Source organism: Mesorhizobium sp. LjRoot246 (genome assembly GCF_964254115.1).
GTDB lineage: Bacteria > Pseudomonadota > Alphaproteobacteria > Rhizobiales > Rhizobiaceae > Mesorhizobium.
The window spans coordinates 5,994,686-6,012,608 of the sequence record NZ_CAXUSN020000001.1 but is presented as its reverse complement, the minus strand read 5'-3'; the positions used below and the strand labels follow the sequence as shown (position 1 = coordinate 6,012,608).

Genomic DNA, 17,923 nt, shown 5'->3' with positions numbered 1-17,923 from the left:
ATCGCCATTCCTGACGGCCGCCAGCCCGCAGGCGCGGACGATTGCTGCAGTGCAGCAAAAGCATTTGCCTGCCGCCCATGCCTCTGCAATAAGCTTATCCGCATAAAGGAAGGCAGCGGCCATGGCAGCAAAGATCGTACCCGCCCCGGACTATGAAGATCGCGTCAGGACCTCCTTCGCGCGCCAGAAGGCGATGGCCACGATCGGCGCCGAACTGACGCTGGTGACGCCCGGCATCATCGAGATCGAGATGCCCTATTCGGCAGCGCTCACCCAGCAGCACGGCTTCCTGCATGCCGGCGTCATTTCGACCGCGCTGGACTCGGCCTGCGGCTATGCCGCTTTCTCGCTGATGCCGGAAAACTCCGGCGTGCTGACCATCGAGTTCAAGGTCAATCTGCTGGCGCCGGGCCGTGGCGAGCGCTTCCTGTTCCGCGGCTCGGTAACCAAGCCCGGCCGTACCATCATCGTAGCCGATGGGCAGGCCTATGCCTTCGCCGCCGACGGCGAGGCCAAGCTGATCGCCACCATGACCGGAACCATGATGACGGTGGTCGGCCGTGATGGCATAGAGGGGTGAGTGGCCGGTTCGCCGCAGGCGAATTCATCGTGCCGGTGGCACGATGAAAGGCCACGAACGCCGGGAGCTGCCGGAGGCAGCGGGTCCCGGCGAGCGGCGGTGCAGATAAGCAAGTGATCGGGAGGAGTAAATCACCATGGCCGATAAAGTGTCCCGCCTCTCCGGCAAGGACGTCCTCTTCGTCATGGCGGCGCAGGCCGAATATGGCCCGCACCTCAAGCAGCTGTTCACGCCATTGATGACAGGCGTCGGTCCGGTCGAGGCCGGCGTCAGACTGGGCGCGGAATTGTCCTGGCTGAAGTCGCAGAAGGCGCTGCCCGACCTCGTCGTCTCGCTCGGCTCTGCCGGCAGCCGGACACTGGAGCAGACGGAAATCTACCAGGCGACCTCGGTCAGCTATCGCGACATCGACGCCTCGCCGCTCGGCTTCGAGAAGGGCGCGACACCCTTCCTTGACCTGCCGGTGACCGTGCCGTTGCCCTTCAAGATACCGGACATCAAGCTGGCGACCCTGTCGACCGGTGGCGCGATCGTCACCGGCGCGGCCTATGACGGGATCGCCGCCGACATGGTCGACATGGAGACCTTCGCCTGCCTGCGCGCCTGTCAGTTGTTCGACATCCCGCTGATCGGGCTGCGCGGCATTTCCGACGGTGCGGCGGATCTCAGGCACGTCGGCGACTGGACCGAATACCTGCATGTCATCGACGAGAAGCTGGCGGACGCCGTCATGCGGCTGGAGCGGGCGATCGGCTCGGGCATGCTTCGGACGGAACCATCCCATGAAGATGCCAGGCCAGTCTGAAGGTCGCAACCCATTGCGCCGACTCATTTCTTTCTCTAAACGCTCGCCATGAAAACAGCCAATCATCCCGACACCGTCCTGATTGTCGATTTCGGCAGCCAGTTCACCCAGCTCATCGCCCGCCGCATCCGCGAGGCAGGCGTGTTTTCCGAGATCGTGCCGTTCCAGTCGGCCGAAGCGGCGTTCAAGCGCATCAATCCGAAAGCCGTGATCCTGTCGGGCGGTCCCGCATCGACCGGCGACATCGGCAGCCCGCGCGCGCCCCAGATCGTCTTCGACGCCGGCGTGCCGGTGCTTGGCATCTGCTATGGCCAGATGGCCATGTGCGTGCAGATGGGCGGCGTTGCCGAAAGCTCCGACCATCGCGAGTTCGGCCGCGCCTTCGTCGAGATCGAAAAGGACAGCCCGCTGTTCGAGGGCCTGTGGGCGCCTGGCCAACGCCACCAGGTGTGGATGAGCCATGGCGACCGCGTCATCTCCTTGCCCAAGGGCTTCGAAGTGTTCGGCAAGTCGGAAGGCTCGCCCTTTGCCATTTTCGGCAATATCGAGCGCAAGATGTACGGCATCATGTTCCATCCTGAGGTGGTGCATACGCCTGATGGTGCCCGGCTGCTCAGGAACTTCGTCCACAACATCGCCGGCATCGAGGGCGACTGGACCATGCGCGCCTATCGTGAGCACGCGGTCGAGACGATCCGCAAGCAGGTCGGCAAGGGCAAGGTCATCTGCGCGCTGTCGGGTGGCGTGGATTCCTCGGTCGCAGCACTTCTGATCCACGAAGCAGTCGGCGACCAGCTCACCTGCATCCTCGTCGACCACGGGCTCATGCGCAAGGACGAGGCCGCCAGCGTGGTGGCGATGTTCCGCGAGCACTACAATTTGCCTCTCATTCTGGTCAACGCGTCGGATCGATTCATTGGTGCGCTTGAAGGCGAGTCGGACCCGGAGAAAAAACGCAAGACCATCGGCCGGCTGTTCATCGAGGTGTTCGAGGAAGAGGCCAAGAAACTCGGCGGCGCCGAATTCCTAGCGCAGGGCACGCTCTATCCCGACGTCATCGAAAGCGTCTCCTTCACCGGCGGCCCGTCGGTGACGATCAAGTCGCACCACAATGTCGGCGGCCTGCCCGCGCGCATGAACATGCAGCTGGTCGAGCCGCTGCGCGAACTGTTCAAGGACGAGGTGAGGGCGCTTGGCAAGGAGCTCGGCCTGCCCGAAAGCTTCATCGGCCGGCACCCCTTCCCAGGTCCCGGTCTCGCCATCCGCTGCCCCGGCGGCATCACCCGCGAAAAACTGGAAATCCTGCGCGAGGCCGACGCCATCTATCTCGACGAGATCCGCAAGGCCGGCCTTTACGACGCTATCTGGCAGGCCTTCGCCGTGCTGCTGCCGGTGCAGACGGTCGGCGTGATGGGCGACGGCCGCACCTACGAGTTCGTCTGCGCGCTGCGCGCCGTCACCTCGGTCGACGGCATGACGGCCGATTTCTACCACTACGACATGGCCTTCCTCGGCGCCGCCGCCACCCGCATCATCAACGAAGTCCGCGGCATCAACCGCGTCGTCTACGACGTCACCTCGAAGCCGCCGGGAACAATCGAGTGGGAATGATTCAGACCTACCCAAACGCCGCCGAAAATAGGCCGGTCTGCGACGTAACGTACTGAGAACAAAAATAAATCTGTTCAGAGACAATCGGCGACAATCGGTGCGCAGAGATTGGCTTTGACGGACCGCTTGACGGACCTTCCGCATATTGCCCACTCTAATTTATCAAAGTACCGTCAGGCCAAATGAGGCTCGTGACGGTACTTTTTTGTGCCTTAAGGCATTGAAGAAAAAAGGAATTTCCTTCCGCGGAGCCTCGAAATTGTACTGACGGTACTTTTTAGGAGGCAATGGGTATGTTGACGGACGCCACCCTTAAGGCACTGAAACCAAAAGAAAAAATCTACAAGATCGCTGACCGTGACGGCTTGTACGTCCGCGTCATGCCCAGTGGCGCGATCTCGTTTCGCCTGGATTACAGGCTGAATGGACGCCGTGAGACGGTCTACCTAGGCAGATATGGCAGAGATGGCATCTCGCTCGCGTTGGCCCGAGAGAAGTGCCTCGACGCCAAGCGCGCCATAGGCGAAGGGCGATCGCCGGCGATCGAGAAGCAGCGTGACAAGCGGCGCTTGAAAGAGGCAAAGAGTTTTGGCGAATTCGGTGAGAAATGGCTCACTGCCGCGCCGATGGCCGACAGCACGCGCGCCATGCGGCGCGCCATTTTCGAACGGGAGCTTCTTCCGGTCTGGCGCAATCGCCTCCTGACGGAGATCACACCCGATGACCTCCGGGCCCATTGCGGCGCTATCGTTGAACGCGGTGCTCCAGCGACCGCCATCCACGTTCGAGACATCCTGAAGCAAATCTACGGCTTCGCGATCTTGCACGGGGAGAAGGTCGCCAATCCGGCTGATGAAGTCGGGCCCGCTTCAATTGCTACCTTCGTGCCAAAGGACCGCTCGCTTTCGCCCTCAGAAATTCGCGTGATGCTCAAGCAGCTGGAGCACGTCGCCACAATTCCCACGATCCGTTTGGGAATGCGGCTGTATCTGCTCACCATGGTGCGCAAGAGCGAGCTGCAGGACGCGGTGTGGGACGAGGTCGATTTTGAGAATGCGGTCTGGACGATCCCGAAGGAACGCATGAAGCGGTCGAAGGCGCATAACGTCTACCTGTCGCGCCAAGCGCTCGACATCATGATTGCCCTGAAGACCTGTGCGGGAAATTCCAGATACCTTCTTCCATCGCGGTACGATGCGGATGCTCCGATGTCGCGTGCAACCTTCAATCGGATCACTTACGCAGTCGTCGAGCGCGCGAAGTCCGAGGGGCTGCCCCTCGAGCCGTTCACGGTTCATGACCTGCGGCGAACGGGCTCAACTCTGTTGAATGAACTTGGCTTCAACAGCGATTGGATTGAAAAGTGCCTGGCCCACGAGGACGGACGCTCGTCACGTGGCGTCTACAACAAGGCCGAATACGAAATGCAGCGCCGCCACATGATGCAGGAATGGTCGGACATCATCGACGCCTGGGTCGTTGGCAAGAAGTTCGTCCCGACGCTCATCCCGCCGTCGATGCCCCTCTTGGAGCCTGATCCGGCTCTCTGATCGGCCGAGCCCGACGCTGCTTAAGGTCCGGTTTCGGAGCGCGCAGGATTGGCTTTGAGCGACGGGCCGCGAGCCATGCTTGAACCTCGCCCAGATCCCAAACCACGCATCTTGGAGTCAAGGCGAAGCGGCGCGGGAATTCGCCCCGCTGTTCCATTTCGTAGATCGTACTGTCCGCAAGCGGCACCATTTCACGCAGCTGGCGTCTCCGGATTGTGCGCTTGAGCGCTTCTTCATTCGATCGGGTCATCTCGTACTCCTCAGCAACGAGTCGAAATTGAAGGCGATTGTGTTCGATGAGAAAAGAGCTTCAGCCCCGGCGTCGTGTCATCGGCGGTTTCGACCTGTGAAAGGGACAAGTCTGACCGGGTCTTGAGCTTCAGATGTTGCAGTATGCATTGGCTTCGGCCGAGCCCCCGGCTTTCTAAGCAAAGGGCAGCAACAACAGGAGAGTTGACGAATGTCAGTTCCCAGCCGCTGACGTTCGTCGCTTGACACTCGGCCTTGCCAAGGCACTGCTGACTGAGCCACGGTCTATCATCGTCGCCTGTAGCAAGGTTTCCTTGGCAGGACCTGTAGCCTCGCCTTGCAAACGAGCGATCAGATCTTCTGTCGCAGCTTTGGCTAAGTCTCTGATGGGCTGCGACACAACGGTCAGGGGCGGCGTCACCGCCGCCGTCCAGTCGGCGTCGTCAAAGCAGATGAGCGAAACCTTGTCGGGTATCGATAAATCTAGCTCCCGAAGAACGTTGAGAAGGACGAGGGCGACGGAACTGTCTGTCGCGAGAAAAGCGGTCGGACGGTTCGCAGACTGACAGAGCTGGCGCAACTGGCGAGCAAGATTCTCAGTGTCCCAACCTCCGAGGATAATCAGCTTGGGGACAATCTGGATGCCGGCGTCGTGGAGCGCTGCGCGGTAACCGTCGATACGCTCGCGAACAGAGGAAATCAGGTAATGTTGCTCCCCACGAGATGGAGCGTTGGACACCAGCGCGATGCGTCGGTGTTCTTGCTTGATGAGAGATGCCACCGCCTGATGGGCCGCGCGAAAGTTGTCAATCGCAAAGGTGTCGGCATTGAGTACCGGCACGCGTCTGTCGAGAAGGACAAAGGGGCAGCCCATGTCCCGCGCGCCGATGAGGTGATCCACCTCGATGCTGGAGGTTGGCGAAACAATCAGGCCATCGACACGGTTGGCGAGCAGCACGCGCACCGCGTCACGCTCAAGCTCAATATCCTCGTCGGTGTTGGCTAGAACCACACCGAAGCCATTTGCACTGGCTGTGTCTATGATAGCCCGAATGGCTCGCGCAAAATACAGATTCTCAATATCGGCTACAACGACGCCAATCATCTCGCTGCGGCCGGTCGCCATGCTGCGAGCGAGTTGGTTGGGCTGGTACGCCAGGCGTTTTGCGGCGTCGAAGACGCGCTGGCGCGTCTCAGCACCGGCATAGCCGTAACCGCCAAGCACCCGCGCCGCGGTTGCGCTTGAGACACCCGCCGCACGCGCAACGTGGGCGATCGTCGGCTGAGCGCCGGAGCGTCCATTATCCTTCATGGTCTGATCGCATCCGCGTTGCGGGACTCGTGCCCGTGCATGGCGGACAAATAGACCGCCGCGACGCCCCTTGACAACCCATTGGGAAGTGTGAGAGCGTTATCACATGAGAGCGCTATCACATCTTGATCGCAAAAAGAGAGGCACTGTGAATCGATACCCCAATCTTGTCCCAACAGATGTCGATTTCCGTCGCATCACTGAAGCCGCCGTCGAGCAACGCGAACGGATCAGGCACGTGGCCAAGGCCGCAGCTGATGGAATGCGCAACCTCTTCCTGATCGGTTGCGGTGGCTCCCTGAACGACTTCTCTGCCGCATCGTACCAGTGCGACCGAAGCGCCGGATTTCCGACTTTCTGCCTTAATAGCGAAGAGTTCAATCGCCGCCATCCTGCGCTGCTCGGGCCGGGATCAGTGGTGCTTGTCGCATCGCACAACGGCACGACGGGAGAAACGATCGAAGTCGCTCGCTGGTCGCGCTCCGCCGGCGCCCGCGTCATCGGCTTTACCAAGAACGAGACGACCAAACTCGCCGCCGAATGCGATGACGTCTTCACGTACCACAGCGACCGAACCATCCTGGCGCCGAAGCAAGTGCTGATTGGCCTGATGGTGACGGCGCTTCTGAAGGAAGCCGGTGCAAAATTCGATTTCGCGGCATTGGAACAGGCTTTCGCTGCGGTGCCGGCAGCTTTTGAACTGGCTGTGCAGGAGGCGGAGGCGCGCCTCCACGAGATCGCCACTGACTTCGCGGCCGAGACCCTGACTTACGTCCTGTCCGCCGGTCCCAACCAGGGCGCCGGCTACGGATTCGCCATGTGTTATCTCATGGAGATGCAGTGGAAGCACGCGTCCTGGTTCAACGCGAACGAATTTCTGCATGGGGCTTTCGAGGTTGTTCAGCCCGATACGGCGGTTCTTCTGTTCAAGGGCGAAGACGAAACCCGCCCGGTGATCAACCGAGTTGAGGCTTTCCTTAACAAGAACACCCGGCGCTGCCGCGTGATCGATTCGATGGACTACAGCCTGCCCGGCGTGCCGGCGTCGATGCGTGGGGACATTTCCCCGCTCCTTCTCTCGACCCTTTCCAAGCGTTTGGCCGAACACTACCAGGCGGTCACCGGGCATTCGCTCACAGACCGCCGCTACATGTTCAAGACAACCTACTGAGGCATTTCGCATGCGTGTCTGTGGCGTCGGTGACAATGTTGTCGACCGATATTTCAATCAAAGGCTGATGTTTCCGGGAGGCAACGCGGTGAATTTCGCCGTTCACGCCCGGCGAAGCGGAGCGCACGCTGCCTATCTCGGCGTGATCGGCACCGATGCCGATGGCGATCTGATCCGCTCGAGCCTGCAGGCTGAAGGCATTGAGCTCGAGCGGCTGCGTGTCGAGGACGGACCCAATGCCTTTGCCACCGTTCATATGGACGACAGCGGCAACAACCGCAGATGGGGTCTCTGCGAGAAAGGCGTATCGATGTTCCGACTCGACAACGCCGATCTCGACTATCTTGCCGGCTTCGACCTGGTTCACACCGGTGAGACAAGCCGATTGGACAACCAGCTTCCCGACATTCGCGAGCGCGTTGCGATTTCCTTCGATTTTTCCGAACGGAGTTTGGAATATGCTGCTGGTGTCCTGCCTTATTTAAGGGCAGCTGCCTTCTCGCGCGGCAGTGCCGGCGACGACGAAGTGGCGCGTGTTCTGGGTTGCGCCCAATCGGCCGGCGTCGAACTGGTCACGATCACCCAGGGCGCGCGTGGCGCCACCGTGTGCCACAAAGGCGAGATCCTGTTCGCGCCCGCGGTGCCTGTCGATGCCGTCGATACGCTCGGCGCGGGCGACGCATTTGTAAGCCGCCTCGTTTACCGCGTGCTGACCGGCGTACCGCTTGCCGAAGCGGCCAGCGACGCGGCGCAGTACTCCGCGCTCATCTGCGGCACGCGTGGCGCCTTCGGCCATGCCCGTCCCATCACACGCGAAATACCATCGTGAGAGCAAAATGAACGAGAACCCTTCGAACTCCAGGCTCACCTTTCCTTCCGAGGCGGATTACGGCAAACGCCTCGAACGCGCCCGAACTGCGATGAAGCAGGAGGGCATCGACGTTCTCGCGCTGTCGAGCTTCGACAATCATCGTTTCTTTGCCGGACTGGATGGCATCGCATCGGTGCGGCCGGTCTGGTTCGTGCTGCCACAGGAAGGCGCAGCGGCTTTTGTCTCGCCTCGCATCGAAGCACCTGAGATACGGGCGCAATGCAGCGTGCCCGTGGCTATCGAATGGGTCGAATGGGAAGAGCCGGCGAAGCCGCCTATGTCGTTCTCAGCCGCGCTCGCCGAGCATATCGGAAAAGTAGCTCCGGAAGCCCGCACGATCGGCGTCGACTTCGACGCTACCTCGGCGCGCAATCTCGACCTGGTCAGGGATGCCCTTGGTACCGAACGTATCCGGGACGTGACAGTCATGCTTCGTGAGGTGCGTCGCCGCAAGGATGCCGCAACGATCGACGTCGTCCGGCGCTGCGCCGACATCGCTGCCCACCAGTTCAAGGCAAGCTGCGAAGCTTTAGCCCCCGGTGTTGCCGAATGGGAAGTGGCGCTTGCTTCCCGCACGGCCGCGATGCGGCGTGCCGCGGAATGGTGGAACGGCGATGAGAACCATTCGCCGCTTCTCCAGGGCATCCATGTCATGGGTAGCGGCAGCATCCGTTCAGGGCGCGCCCATGCAGTTGCCGCCGGTCGGTCTATGCGGGAAGGGGAACTCCTGCAGCTCTGCTATTGCGGCCGGCCGTTCTTTGGGCACGGCATCTGTTTCGACCGACCGGTCCAGGTGGGGTCGACGGGTTTGCCGGCGGATGTTCGCAAGATCGTGGACGTCGCACGCGAGGCCCAGGAAGCGGCGTTGGCAAAGGTGCGCGCGGGCGTGACGACCGGCGAGGTTCACGCTGCCGCCGTCGCGGTCATCGGACGCCACGGCTGGGACCGTGCCATGCAGCATCGCACCGGTCGCGGGATCGGCCTTTCCGATCCTGAGTTTCCCGAGATCAAGGCCAGCGACCCGACCGTGCTTGAAGCGGGCATGCTCCTCGGCATCGAGCCGGGCGTCTATGTCGACGGCGTCGGTGGCGCCCGCTTTGGCGACACGATCCTTGTTACCGAAACCGGATACGAGCCTCTCACGCCGCTTGACCTAGGAAGGGCCGTGGAATGACAGGCCAGCCACTCCCCGCCGTTTCCTTTCAGGGTGTCACCCGACGCTATGGCAGCGTGTGCGCGGTGAGCGACGTTACCCTCGACATCTCATCGGGGGAGTTCTTCGCACTGCTCGGCTCGAGCGGCTCCGGCAAGACGACGCTTCTTATGCTCCTGGCGGGGTTCGACACGCCGACCGAAGGCCGCGTGCTGATGTCGGGCACGTCTGTCTCGGACGTGCCTCCGCATCGGCGACGGATCGGGGTGGTCTTCCAGAACTACGCGCTTTTCCCGCATATGTCGGCTGCCGACAACGTTGCCTACCCGCTGAGGATGCGCGGCGTCGGGCGTGCCGAGCGCGAGGCGCGAGTGAACGCCGCGCTCGGCCTCGTCAATCTTGCCGATCGCTGGTCGTCATATCCTTCGCAGTTGTCCGGTGGACAACAGCAACGCGTCGCGCTTGCCCGCGCCCTCGTCTTCGGCCCCGACCTTCTGCTCATGGACGAACCTCTTGGCGCGCTCGATCGAAGGCTCCGCGACCAGATGCAGCAGGAATTGAAACGCATTCAGGGCGAACTCGGCATCACCGTCATCTACGTGACACACGACCAGTCGGAAGCCATGGCCATGGCGAACCGGATCGGGATCATGGCCGGGGGGCGGCTTCTCCAGGTCGCCGATCCGGAAACCATCTACGCCGCACCATCCAATCACTTCGTCGCACGCTTCCTCGGCGAGTGCTCGATTCTGCGCGTTACCGCGACGGATGGCGGCCGTGGATACGAGATCGCTGGCGTGCGCCAACCATTGCCGTCCCCCGCGACGGCGCCTTTCGATATCGTGGTGAGGCCGGAGAACGTCTCCGTCCGCTCCGCACATCAAATCGTATCAGACAGTGCCCCTGGTGTTCCCGCGACGATCCGCGATGTCACCTACCTCGGTGCCGGCTGGCGCGTGGCGCTGGAACTTTCCGACGGGCAGTCCCTGCTCGCCAGCATCACGCGTGGAGATGATGCGGCCGGACACCTGGCTCCCGGCAAACCCGTCATCGCGCGATGGATGCCGGCATCCGTCGCTGTTCTTCCGGCTGAAGGATCACCCTGAAGCGGATTCAAAGGGGAGTAAAAAATCATGACAAAAAACAGACTTTATATGGGTGTGTCCGCTGCCTTGCTGGCGGCGGCCAGCGTGGTCTTCTTTGCGCAGTCAGCACCTGCCGCCGATCCGGCTGAGGTCGTGGTCGCCTCCTACGGCGGCTCGTTCCAGGACGCGCAGACGAAGGCCTTCTTCGACACCTACGCCAAAGCCACGGGTGCCAAGGTGACCGGCACCACCGGTTCGGGCTACGCCAAGGTGAAGGCCATGGTCGAGAGCGGCAACGTCACCTGGGATGTCGTCTCGGCAGAGAGCTCGGCTCATGCGAACGAGGTGAAGGACGATCTTCTTCAGCCGCTCGACTATTCGGTCATCAAGGCCGACGGCATTCCGGCGGAACTCCGCACGAAATACGGTGTCGGCTACATCAAGTTCGGCATGAACCTCGCGTGGAGCAAAGACAAGTTTTCGAGCGGACTTACTCCGGCTCAGTTCTTCGACCCGGCGGTGAAGGCTCGTCGCGCGGTTCCGTTGGAACCGGAATACACTCTCGAATTCGCGCTGCTGGCCGACGGTGTGAAGCCCGCCGATCTCTACCCCCTGGATGTGGATCGCGCCCTCAAGGTTTACGAGCGGATCAAGGACCAGATCGTCGCCTACAAGGGGGCCGCGGATACCCAGGCGCTCATCCAGCAGGGAGAGGTAGACCTGGCCTACATCCCCAATGGTCGGGTCAATGATGCCATAAAGGCTGGAGCTAAATGGGCTTATGGCTGGGACGCTTCCGTCTCCGATACCGAATGGTGGGTGGTGATGAAAGGTGCTCCGCATGCAGCCGAGGCCATGAAGTTCATCAACTTCGCCGTCCAGCCCGAGCAGCAGGCAGAACTTACCCGGCAAATTCCGTACGGCCCGACCAATGTCGACGCGCTGAAGCTTCTCGACCCTGCCGTCGCCAAGGATCTGCCGAGCTATCCGGACAACGCGAAGCTTGGCGCAGTTCTCGATTCGAAATGGTGGAACGAGAACCGCGAGTCTGTGAAGACCCGCTGGAACACGGCCATCATGCAGTAGCAGAACTTAGACGGGAAAAAACGATGATGAGACGGAGCGGTATCATAGATTGGGGGCGGCTTTGCCTGCTCGCTCCAGCATTCCTGCTGCTCCTCCTCGCTTTCGCTCTACCGTTGCTTGCCATTGTGCCGGAAGCGTTCGGCGGTGATGCCGTCGGGCGCTTCCTACGAATTTTCGGAAGTCCGGTGTACCGAACGGTCATCTGGACGACGGTTCGCATCAGTCTGGAAGCAACCGCGATAACGCTCGTCGTCTCGTTTCCCTTGGCGTGGCTCTTGAGCCGGGCGAACGGGGTGAAGGGCCTGCTTCTTGGGCTATTGGTGCTGGTTCCCTTCTTGACCAGCGTGCTGGTGCGGACTTTCGCCTGGTTGGCGATCCTCGGACAGCGTGGCCTTGTCAACGCGACGCTTCTCAGCCTCGGGCTGATTTCGGAGCCGCTCCCCCTTCTCTTCAGCGAGCCGGCGGTCGTTCTCGCCCTCGTGCACTCCTCCATTCCGATGATGGTCTTTGCTCTTGTCAGTGTCCTGCGGCGCATCGACGGACGCATTCTTCTGGCCGCTCATACGCTCGGCGCCAACCCACTGCGCGCCTGGCTGGGCATGGTTGTTCCGCTTGCAATTCGCGGCATCCAATCCGGTGTCACCATCATCTTCCTTTTCACCATGGCGAGCTTTATCGCGCCTGCCTTCCTCGGCAACCAACGCCAGCAGATGCTCGCACAAGTGATCCAGTCGGAAATCGAGACCGGGGCCGACTGGGGTTTCGCCGCGGCACTGGGCATTACGCTCGCCGTGACGGCCACGATCATTGTCGTAGCATTGTCCACAATGGCGCGATTCTTCTCGCGGTGGCAGCGTCCGGGCTCGTTGCCGCCGACCTTGCCGCAACAGCAGGCACGGAACGTGGACAAAGCACTTCTTCGCCAGCCGGTGGCCCAGCGCACCCCGCGGCCACACAGTCCCACGATCTGGCGCTTCGCCGCGCGGCTTGTCGAACCGACCTATCTTTGCGTTATATCTGTCTTCATTCTCCTTCCACTGGTCGTGCTCATTCCGGTCTCGTTCAGTGCGGCGGACGTGCTCATCTTTCCGCCTCCAGGCTACTCGATGCGATGGTTCGAAGCGATCCTCGGCAGCCCGGAATGGATTGCGGCAGCACTCACCAGCCTTCGCATCGGATCTGCCACCTGCGTTGCGACCCTCGTCCTGGCCACTCTCACGGTGCTCGGCTTTGGTCGTCATTTCCGGTTTCAGGGTGCTGCCGAAGCCCTGGTGCTCTCGCCCTTGACCGTACCAAGCGTTGTCTTCGCGCTCGGTGCCTATCTGACCTTTGCGCGCGTGGGACTGGTTGATACCGAGGCAGGCATCATCATAGCCCACACGGTTCTGATTTTCCCGGTGGTTTACCTCGTCGCATCGGCGACACACAGTTCCATTGATCCATGGCTGTCACTTGCCGCAGCAAGCCTTGGCGCCAACCCTTGGCGCATCTTTCGCACCATCATCTTCCCACTGCTGCTTCCGGGCCTGGCCGTCGGCGCTCTGCTTGCGATACTTCTCTCATTCGATGAATCGGTGGCTTCGATCTTCCTCAGCGATCTGTCGGTGAAGACACTGCCGAGAAAATTGTGGGAGGGTATCCGCTTCAACACAAGCCCCGAATCCGCGGCCGTCTCCGTCATGCTGCTTGGCGTGACATGCGTCGTGGTCATAGCCGGCATGGCGGTTGTCCTCGGGCGCCGGAAAACCGCTCTGTTGTCGTTGCAAGCGCGTTCCTGAATCGGTCTTCTTGACCGACCTCAGAGCGGAACTCGGACAAGCGGCGCTACGAGTGCGGAAAAGCCACAGGCAGTTCCGCGATCGTTGTTTCTAAGGTCATCCCCGTTCGGGCGATTGCGTGTCACGACGCTGCTCGACGGTCGCCGTTAACAGAGTTCGACTAATTCATGTGCGGGGCGTGCGCTGTCATGTCCGCCTCGCTCAGCCTGTCGCTCGCTGTACCCAACTGGTGCCAGTAGGGGTAGATAATCGGCGGCACACTAACCTCATCCAGACGTTTCCGCTCCTCCGCGGTCAGGTTCAGGTCGGCTGCTGCCAGGTTATCTTTGAACTGCGCTTCGGTCCGTCCACCGATGATGACTGAGGTGATTGCCTTTCGTCCTATTAGCCAAGCAAGCGCCACCTGCGCGGCCGAAACGCCGCGGCTTTCCGCAATTGAAACCAACGTATCGACGATGTTCCACAGTCGATTTTCGTCGCGGATCGGCGGTTCCGTCCAGCCGGCGAACTGGCGCGTGCCCTCAGGCGCGGTTTGGTTTCGCCGATGCTTGCCAGAGAGCAGACCGCCTGCGAGCGGGCTCCAGAGAAGCACACCAAGGCCTTGGTCTACGGCAATCGGAAGCAGCTCATATTCGGCCTCCCGCGCTTCCAGCGTGTAGTGGATCTGCTGGCTGACGAAGCGCTGGCGCTTGTCTTTCTCGCTCACGCCGAGAGCCTTCATGATGTGCCAACCGGAAAAGTTCGAGCAGCCGATATAGCGAACCTTGCCATCCCGAACGAGCGTGTCGAGCGCCTCCATCGTTTCTTCGAGGGGCGTCTGTCCGTCCCATTCGTGGAGTTGGTACAAGTCGATGACATCGGTCTTCAAGCGCCTGAGGCTTGCCTCGCAGGCAGCGATCAGGTGCTGGCGAGACGAGCCGACATCGTTGGGGCCGTCGCCCATGCGGAAACGCGCCTTGGTGGCAAGCAGCACGCCGTCCTTGCGCTTGCCGCCGAGGATGTCGCCAACTATCTCTTCGGACTTGCCATCGGAATAGACGTCGGCGGTGTCGATGAGATTGACGCCGGCATCCAGGCAAAGATCGACCAGCCGTTTGGCTTCGGAGACGCCGAGATCGCCGACTGTCCTTGCCCAGCCTACCCCGCCGAAGGTCATCGTACCCACTGTGACGGTCGAAATCTTGAGGCCCGAACGGCCAAGCAGACGATACTCCATAATTTCCTCCCAAGAATTGAAACAGGCGGTCGCCGGCGGCACGCTGCACGTCGCGATCCTACGGCTCAGGTGATGGCCGCTCGGCTCTCCCCGTTTCTATAGCAATGAATTACGCTGTTGACAATCCAATCGATTGTATGAATGATACAACCGATTGGATAGTGCTGCCGATGTCTTTGAGAAGCGTGGCAAAGGAGTCATATGCCTGGTCCCTATGTCGTCCCGGTTGCCAGTGACGAGAAAATTCCGCCGCGCGTGGATGTGGTCGTGATTGGCGGCGGCATTGTCGGTGCTTCAACCGCGTTGGAACTCGCCGAGCGTGGCCATTCGGTGGCCCTCTGCGAAAAGGGAGGTATCGCCTGCGAGCAGTCGAGCCGGAACTGGGGATGGGTGCGCCTTTCTCGCCGGGATATCCGCGAGCTGCCGCTCATGCTCGAGGCGCAGAAAATCTGGAGCGGCCTCTCCCAGCGCATCGGTCGCGAGACAGGGTACCGCCAGACGGGCATCGTCTTCACCGCCCCTTCGGAAAGCGTTCAGGCCCAGAATGCGCGGTACCGCGACGAGCTTCAGCACTATCAGGTGCCGTCCAATCTTCTGTCCGCCGCGGACGTGAAGGCCAAATACCCTGAGCTTGATCTGCCGCTTCAGGGGGCTTTGTTGACGCCCAGCGACGGCCGCGCCGAACCGCAGCTGGCCGGACCGGCCATCGCGTTGGCCGCCCGCGATCGAGGGGCGAATATTCTGGTCGAATGCGCCGTTCGAGGTCTGGAGCTTTCGGCCGGTCGGGTGTCTGGTGTCGTTACCGAGCATGGACCGATCGCCTGCGATTCCGTGGTGCTGGCCGGTGGTGCCTGGAGTAATTTCTTCGCCCGCCGCTACGGTATCGATATTCCGCAGCTTAATGTCACTGCTTCTGTGCTGCGGACCAACCCCTTGGAAGGGGGGCCGGAAGAGGCGATGTGGTGCGAAGACTTCGCGCTGCGAAAGCGCCTGGACGGTGGCTACACGATTGCCTCAGGCCACGAAAACGTCGTGGATATCGTGCCGCGCTCTTTCAAGTACATGTTCCGGTATCTGCCTGCGCTTCGGTCGGATTGGAAGTCCCTGAACTTCCGGATTTCGGGCCAGTTCTTCAAGGACATGTTGGATGCCAAGCAGCGGCCACTGGATGAAGCCAGCGCATTCGAATACACGCGCGTCCTCGATCCAGTGCCTTCGAAGAAGCTCTCCGACGGCGCTCTCAAGGCGCTTGCCAAGCACTGGCCGGTCTTCAGGCAGGCGACGATCGCACAGCGCTGGGGTGGTCTCATCGACGTCACCCCAGACGCTATCCCGGTTATCGACGCGGCAGCAAAGGTTCCCGGTCTGTTTATCGCTACAGGATTTTCTGGTCACGGGTTTGGCATCGGACCCGCCGCCGGACGGCTGATGGCGGACCTCGTCACCGGAAAGCCTCCAGTCGTTGATCCCAAAGCCTTCAGGCTGTCTCGGTTCAGCGACGGAACCAGGATAGTTCTTTCGCCGGAGCATGCGTGAGGCAGAAGCTTCAAGCATGGCCTAAATTTATCTCACTCTCATTAGCAAAAGAGAAAAAATGTCCAACGTCACCAAAATAAAGTCCGGAAGTCCATTTGAAGACAAGGAGAGTTACTCGCGTGCAGTCGTTGTTGACAACTGGATATTTGTTTCCAACACTGCGGGTGTGAATTACAAAACCCAGAAAATGTCAACCGACCCGGTGGAGCAGGCAAAGGAGTGCCTCAACAAGATAGAAGGTGCGCTTAAATCAGTTGGCGCCAGCTTGGCCGACGTCGTAATGTCGACGGTCTATATTCCAAACCCTGAAGATGCGCCTACTGTCATGGCCTACATCGGTGAACGCTTTAAGGGGATTGACCCCGCCCGTACGGTGCTGTGCCCCGGACTTGGAGGCCCCGATTACAAGGTGGAGATTGAGGTGCAGGCCTATCGCGGCGTCGGCACCGCGGAAGTTGAGCACAAGGTGATCAGTCTTTGATTTCGGGACTGGAGAGGTCGGACTTAGTCCGACCTTTTTCGTCGAAGCGGACTTTTCCGTGTACAGCGATTGGCGAAGCCAAAAAACCTGCCGTGTGCACTTGCACGTGGCATCACCTCGCAGGCAACGTGTTGGAGATTGCGCCTTTCTCATCCAGACCCATTTATTGAACGGACATGGCCACTTCATTGACCGACGATAGGACGGAAAAGCCGACTGGCGGCCGACAGCCCAGGATGGCCGACATCGCTCGCATAGCGGGCGTCGACATTTCGACCGTCAGCCGAGCTCTGTCGGGAAGTGAGCGAGTCACCGTGGAGACGCGGGCGCGAATTCAAGAGATTGTACGCGATACCGGCTATGTCGTTAACAAGGCAGCTCGTACTCTGCGTGATGGTCGCGCCAATCAGGTGCTGGTCATCATTCCGGAGCTCTCGTCAAAGTCCTACCCAGAGATGGTTCAAGGCATAATCGAGGCCCTGGATGAACACGAAATCAATGTTCTTTTGGGCGCTACGCAGCGTGAGGCCAAGCGCGAGGCGGAACTCGGCAAGCGACTACTGACCGGCGTCGTAGACGGCATCATCACCATTACCGGAAGCATCCCCGAGACTATCCTCAACATGCCGGACTTCCAGCGCAAAGTCGTCGCCTTGGCGCGACCGGTCCCGCAGCCGGGCATTTGCTGGGTTACCATGGACAACTACGCAGCATCCAAGGAGGTCATGGAACACCTGTATGGCATGGGGCATCGGAGCATCGTCCATATCGGGGGAATAATGAGCTCCGAGACATTCCGTGCCCGTTCCGCGGCCTATGTCGACTTCATGCGGGAAAATGGCCTGGCCGACCTGATCACTGTACGCCCAACCGATTACTTCGACGCCGACGCTGGGGTCGAAGTCATGAAGTCCCTGCTCGGAGCTGGCCAGCGCCCCACCGCTATCTTCTGTGCATCTGACGACTTAGCGATAGGCGCCATGGCGGTGGCGCGGCAAGCCGGGCTCAGTATTCCAGACGACATCTCGTTCGTTGGTTGCGACGACCTGGGGGTGGCCGCGCTGATGCATCCTCCACTTTCGACGGTGTCGGTTCCGCGCATCGAGATCGGTCGCTCTGGAGCCGAGGCGCTCTTTGGCCAGATCTACCAGGACATTATTGCGCCTGCGAAAATCGTGCTGCGCCATCATCTGGTCCTTAGGGACAGTGTAGCGCGGATCGGGTGACTTGATAGGCCGGTCAGCGGTTTTGGCTACGGGCACCCAAGGATGAAGTCCAGTGTGTGACCTGTGGGTGCAAATGCACCCACAGGGCGCTGTTCCTTGGGCCACGCGACCCAATACCCACAAGATGCCATCCTGAGACGCCATGAAACAGCACTTCGCGCTATGTCACCGAAGATTCACAATTGACAATCCAACCGATTGCATGATTGATAC

16 protein-coding genes are annotated in these 17,923 nt (G+C 60.7%); 13 read left to right on the top strand and 3 right to left on the bottom strand.

Going from position 1 to position 17,923, the window contains the following annotated elements:
- The first annotated feature begins 121 nt into the window (after positions 1-121).
- The 4 genes from ACSQ3L_RS29160 (at position 122) to ACSQ3L_RS29145 (ending at position 4,546) form a co-directional block, all read left to right on the top strand.
- On the top strand, positions 122-580 hold the full coding sequence (locus tag ACSQ3L_RS29160) for a PaaI family thioesterase (RefSeq protein ID WP_013530371.1): 459 nt from the start codon (positions 122-124) through the stop codon (positions 578-580).
- A 136-nt stretch (positions 581-716) separates the two neighbouring features.
- Positions 717-1,385: a 5'-methylthioadenosine/S-adenosylhomocysteine nucleosidase gene (locus ACSQ3L_RS29155; RefSeq protein WP_436163056.1), complete on the top strand. Its 669-nt coding sequence runs from the start codon at positions 717-719 to the stop codon at positions 1,383-1,385.
- A 48-nt stretch (positions 1,386-1,433) separates the two neighbouring features.
- On the top strand, positions 1,434-2,996 hold the full coding sequence (gene guaA, locus ACSQ3L_RS29150; protein WP_436163055.1) for a glutamine-hydrolyzing GMP synthase: 1,563 nt from the start codon (positions 1,434-1,436) through the stop codon (positions 2,994-2,996).
- Positions 2,997-3,289: 293 nt separating this feature from the next.
- Positions 3,290-4,546, top strand: a complete 1,257-nt coding sequence (locus ACSQ3L_RS29145; RefSeq protein ID WP_436163054.1) for a tyrosine-type recombinase/integrase — start codon at positions 3,290-3,292, stop codon at positions 4,544-4,546.
- Here ACSQ3L_RS29145 and ACSQ3L_RS29140 read toward each other — a convergent pair.
- Both ACSQ3L_RS29140 and ACSQ3L_RS29135 read right to left on the bottom strand, forming a co-directional pair.
- Positions 4,500-4,796 (bottom strand): helix-turn-helix transcriptional regulator, encoded by a 297-nt coding sequence (locus ACSQ3L_RS29140; RefSeq protein ID WP_436163053.1) that lies wholly within the window; start codon positions 4,794-4,796, stop codon positions 4,500-4,502. The two genes, ACSQ3L_RS29145 and ACSQ3L_RS29140, sit on opposite strands and share 47 nt — an antisense overlap.
- Before the next feature lie 213 nt (positions 4,797-5,009).
- The gene (locus tag ACSQ3L_RS29135; RefSeq protein ID WP_292178964.1) at positions 5,010-6,107 is read right to left on the bottom strand and encodes a LacI family DNA-binding transcriptional regulator; all 1,098 of its coding nucleotides are present in this window, start codon (positions 6,105-6,107) and stop codon (positions 5,010-5,012) included.
- 148 nt (positions 6,108-6,255) lie between these two features.
- Here ACSQ3L_RS29135 and ACSQ3L_RS29130 point away from each other — a divergent pair, with 148 nt between their 5' ends.
- The 6 genes from ACSQ3L_RS29130 to ACSQ3L_RS29105 all read left to right on the top strand — a co-directional run bounded on the left by ACSQ3L_RS29130 (position 6,256) and on the right by ACSQ3L_RS29105 (position 13,251).
- On the top strand, positions 6,256-7,278 hold the full coding sequence (locus tag ACSQ3L_RS29130; protein WP_436163052.1) for an SIS domain-containing protein: 1,023 nt from the start codon (positions 6,256-6,258) through the stop codon (positions 7,276-7,278).
- Between the two features lie 88 nt (positions 7,279-7,366).
- The gene (locus ACSQ3L_RS29125; protein WP_436163051.1) at positions 7,367-8,107 is read left to right on the top strand and encodes a PfkB family carbohydrate kinase; all 741 of its coding nucleotides are present in this window, start codon (positions 7,367-7,369) and stop codon (positions 8,105-8,107) included.
- Positions 8,058-9,323, top strand: a complete 1,266-nt coding sequence (locus ACSQ3L_RS29120; RefSeq protein WP_436163050.1) for a M24 family metallopeptidase — start codon at positions 8,058-8,060, stop codon at positions 9,321-9,323. The genes ACSQ3L_RS29125 and ACSQ3L_RS29120 overlap by 50 nt, the downstream gene beginning before the upstream one ends.
- A complete protein-coding gene (locus ACSQ3L_RS29115; protein WP_436163049.1) occupies positions 9,320-10,408 on the top strand; it encodes an ABC transporter ATP-binding protein in 1,089 nt (362 codons plus the stop codon). Before ACSQ3L_RS29120 ends, ACSQ3L_RS29115 begins: the two co-directional genes overlap by 4 nt.
- A 27-nt stretch (positions 10,409-10,435) precedes the next feature.
- The gene (locus ACSQ3L_RS29110) at positions 10,436-11,473 is read left to right on the top strand and encodes an ABC transporter substrate-binding protein (protein WP_436163048.1); all 1,038 of its coding nucleotides are present in this window, start codon (positions 10,436-10,438) and stop codon (positions 11,471-11,473) included.
- A 23-nt stretch (positions 11,474-11,496) separates the two neighbouring features.
- A complete protein-coding gene (locus ACSQ3L_RS29105; protein WP_436163047.1) occupies positions 11,497-13,251 on the top strand; it encodes an ABC transporter permease subunit in 1,755 nt (584 codons plus the stop codon).
- 160 nt (positions 13,252-13,411) lie between these two features.
- On the opposite strand, the gene ACSQ3L_RS29100 is transcribed toward ACSQ3L_RS29105, so the two are convergent.
- A complete protein-coding gene (locus ACSQ3L_RS29100) occupies positions 13,412-14,467 on the bottom strand; it encodes an aldo/keto reductase (protein WP_436163560.1) in 1,056 nt (351 codons plus the stop codon).
- Between the two features lie 201 nt (positions 14,468-14,668).
- Here ACSQ3L_RS29100 and ACSQ3L_RS29095 point away from each other — a divergent pair, with 201 nt between their 5' ends.
- From ACSQ3L_RS29095 to ACSQ3L_RS29085, 3 genes are all read left to right on the top strand, one after another.
- Positions 14,669-16,003: an NAD(P)/FAD-dependent oxidoreductase gene (locus tag ACSQ3L_RS29095; RefSeq protein ID WP_436163046.1), complete on the top strand. Its 1,335-nt coding sequence runs from the start codon at positions 14,669-14,671 to the stop codon at positions 16,001-16,003.
- A 58-nt stretch (positions 16,004-16,061) separates the two neighbouring features.
- Positions 16,062-16,484: a RidA family protein gene (locus ACSQ3L_RS29090; RefSeq protein ID WP_436163045.1), complete on the top strand. Its 423-nt coding sequence runs from the start codon at positions 16,062-16,064 to the stop codon at positions 16,482-16,484.
- Positions 16,485-16,720: 236 nt separating this feature from the next.
- Positions 16,721-17,710, top strand: coding sequence for a LacI family DNA-binding transcriptional regulator (locus ACSQ3L_RS29085; RefSeq protein WP_436163044.1), 990 nt, complete (start codon positions 16,721-16,723; stop codon positions 17,708-17,710).
- Positions 17,711-17,923: the final 213 nt, after the last annotated feature.

What these genes read in the sequence shown, in the direction of transcription:
- ACSQ3L_RS29160 (WP_013530371.1), top strand. Translation starts at nt 122, where the DNA reads ATGGCAGCAAAGATCGTACCCGCCCCGGACTATGAAGATCGCGTCAGG.
- ACSQ3L_RS29155 (WP_436163056.1), top strand. Translation starts at nt 717, where the DNA reads ATGGCCGATAAAGTGTCCCGCCTCTCCGGCAAGGACGTCCTCTTCGTC.
- guaA (WP_436163055.1), top strand. Translation starts at nt 1,434, where the DNA reads ATGAAAACAGCCAATCATCCCGACACCGTCCTGATTGTCGATTTCGGC.
- ACSQ3L_RS29145 (WP_436163054.1), top strand. Translation starts at nt 3,290, where the DNA reads ATGTTGACGGACGCCACCCTTAAGGCACTGAAACCAAAAGAAAAAATC.
- ACSQ3L_RS29140 (WP_436163053.1), bottom strand. Translation starts at nt 4,796, where the DNA reads ATGACCCGATCGAATGAAGAAGCGCTCAAGCGCACAATCCGGAGACGC.
- ACSQ3L_RS29135 (WP_292178964.1), bottom strand. Translation starts at nt 6,107, where the DNA reads ATGAAGGATAATGGACGCTCCGGCGCTCAGCCGACGATCGCCCACGTT.
- ACSQ3L_RS29115 (WP_436163049.1), top strand. Translation starts at nt 9,320, where the DNA reads ATGACAGGCCAGCCACTCCCCGCCGTTTCCTTTCAGGGTGTCACCCGA.
- ACSQ3L_RS29110 (WP_436163048.1), top strand. Translation starts at nt 10,436, where the DNA reads ATGACAAAAAACAGACTTTATATGGGTGTGTCCGCTGCCTTGCTGGCG.
- ACSQ3L_RS29105 (WP_436163047.1), top strand. Translation starts at nt 11,497, where the DNA reads ATGATGAGACGGAGCGGTATCATAGATTGGGGGCGGCTTTGCCTGCTC.
- ACSQ3L_RS29100 (WP_436163560.1), bottom strand. Translation starts at nt 14,467, where the DNA reads ATGGAGTATCGTCTGCTTGGCCGTTCGGGCCTCAAGATTTCGACCGTC.
- ACSQ3L_RS29095 (WP_436163046.1), top strand. Translation starts at nt 14,669, where the DNA reads ATGCCTGGTCCCTATGTCGTCCCGGTTGCCAGTGACGAGAAAATTCCG.
- ACSQ3L_RS29090 (WP_436163045.1), top strand. Translation starts at nt 16,062, where the DNA reads ATGTCCAACGTCACCAAAATAAAGTCCGGAAGTCCATTTGAAGACAAG.
- ACSQ3L_RS29085 (WP_436163044.1), top strand. Translation starts at nt 16,721, where the DNA reads ATGGCCGACATCGCTCGCATAGCGGGCGTCGACATTTCGACCGTCAGC.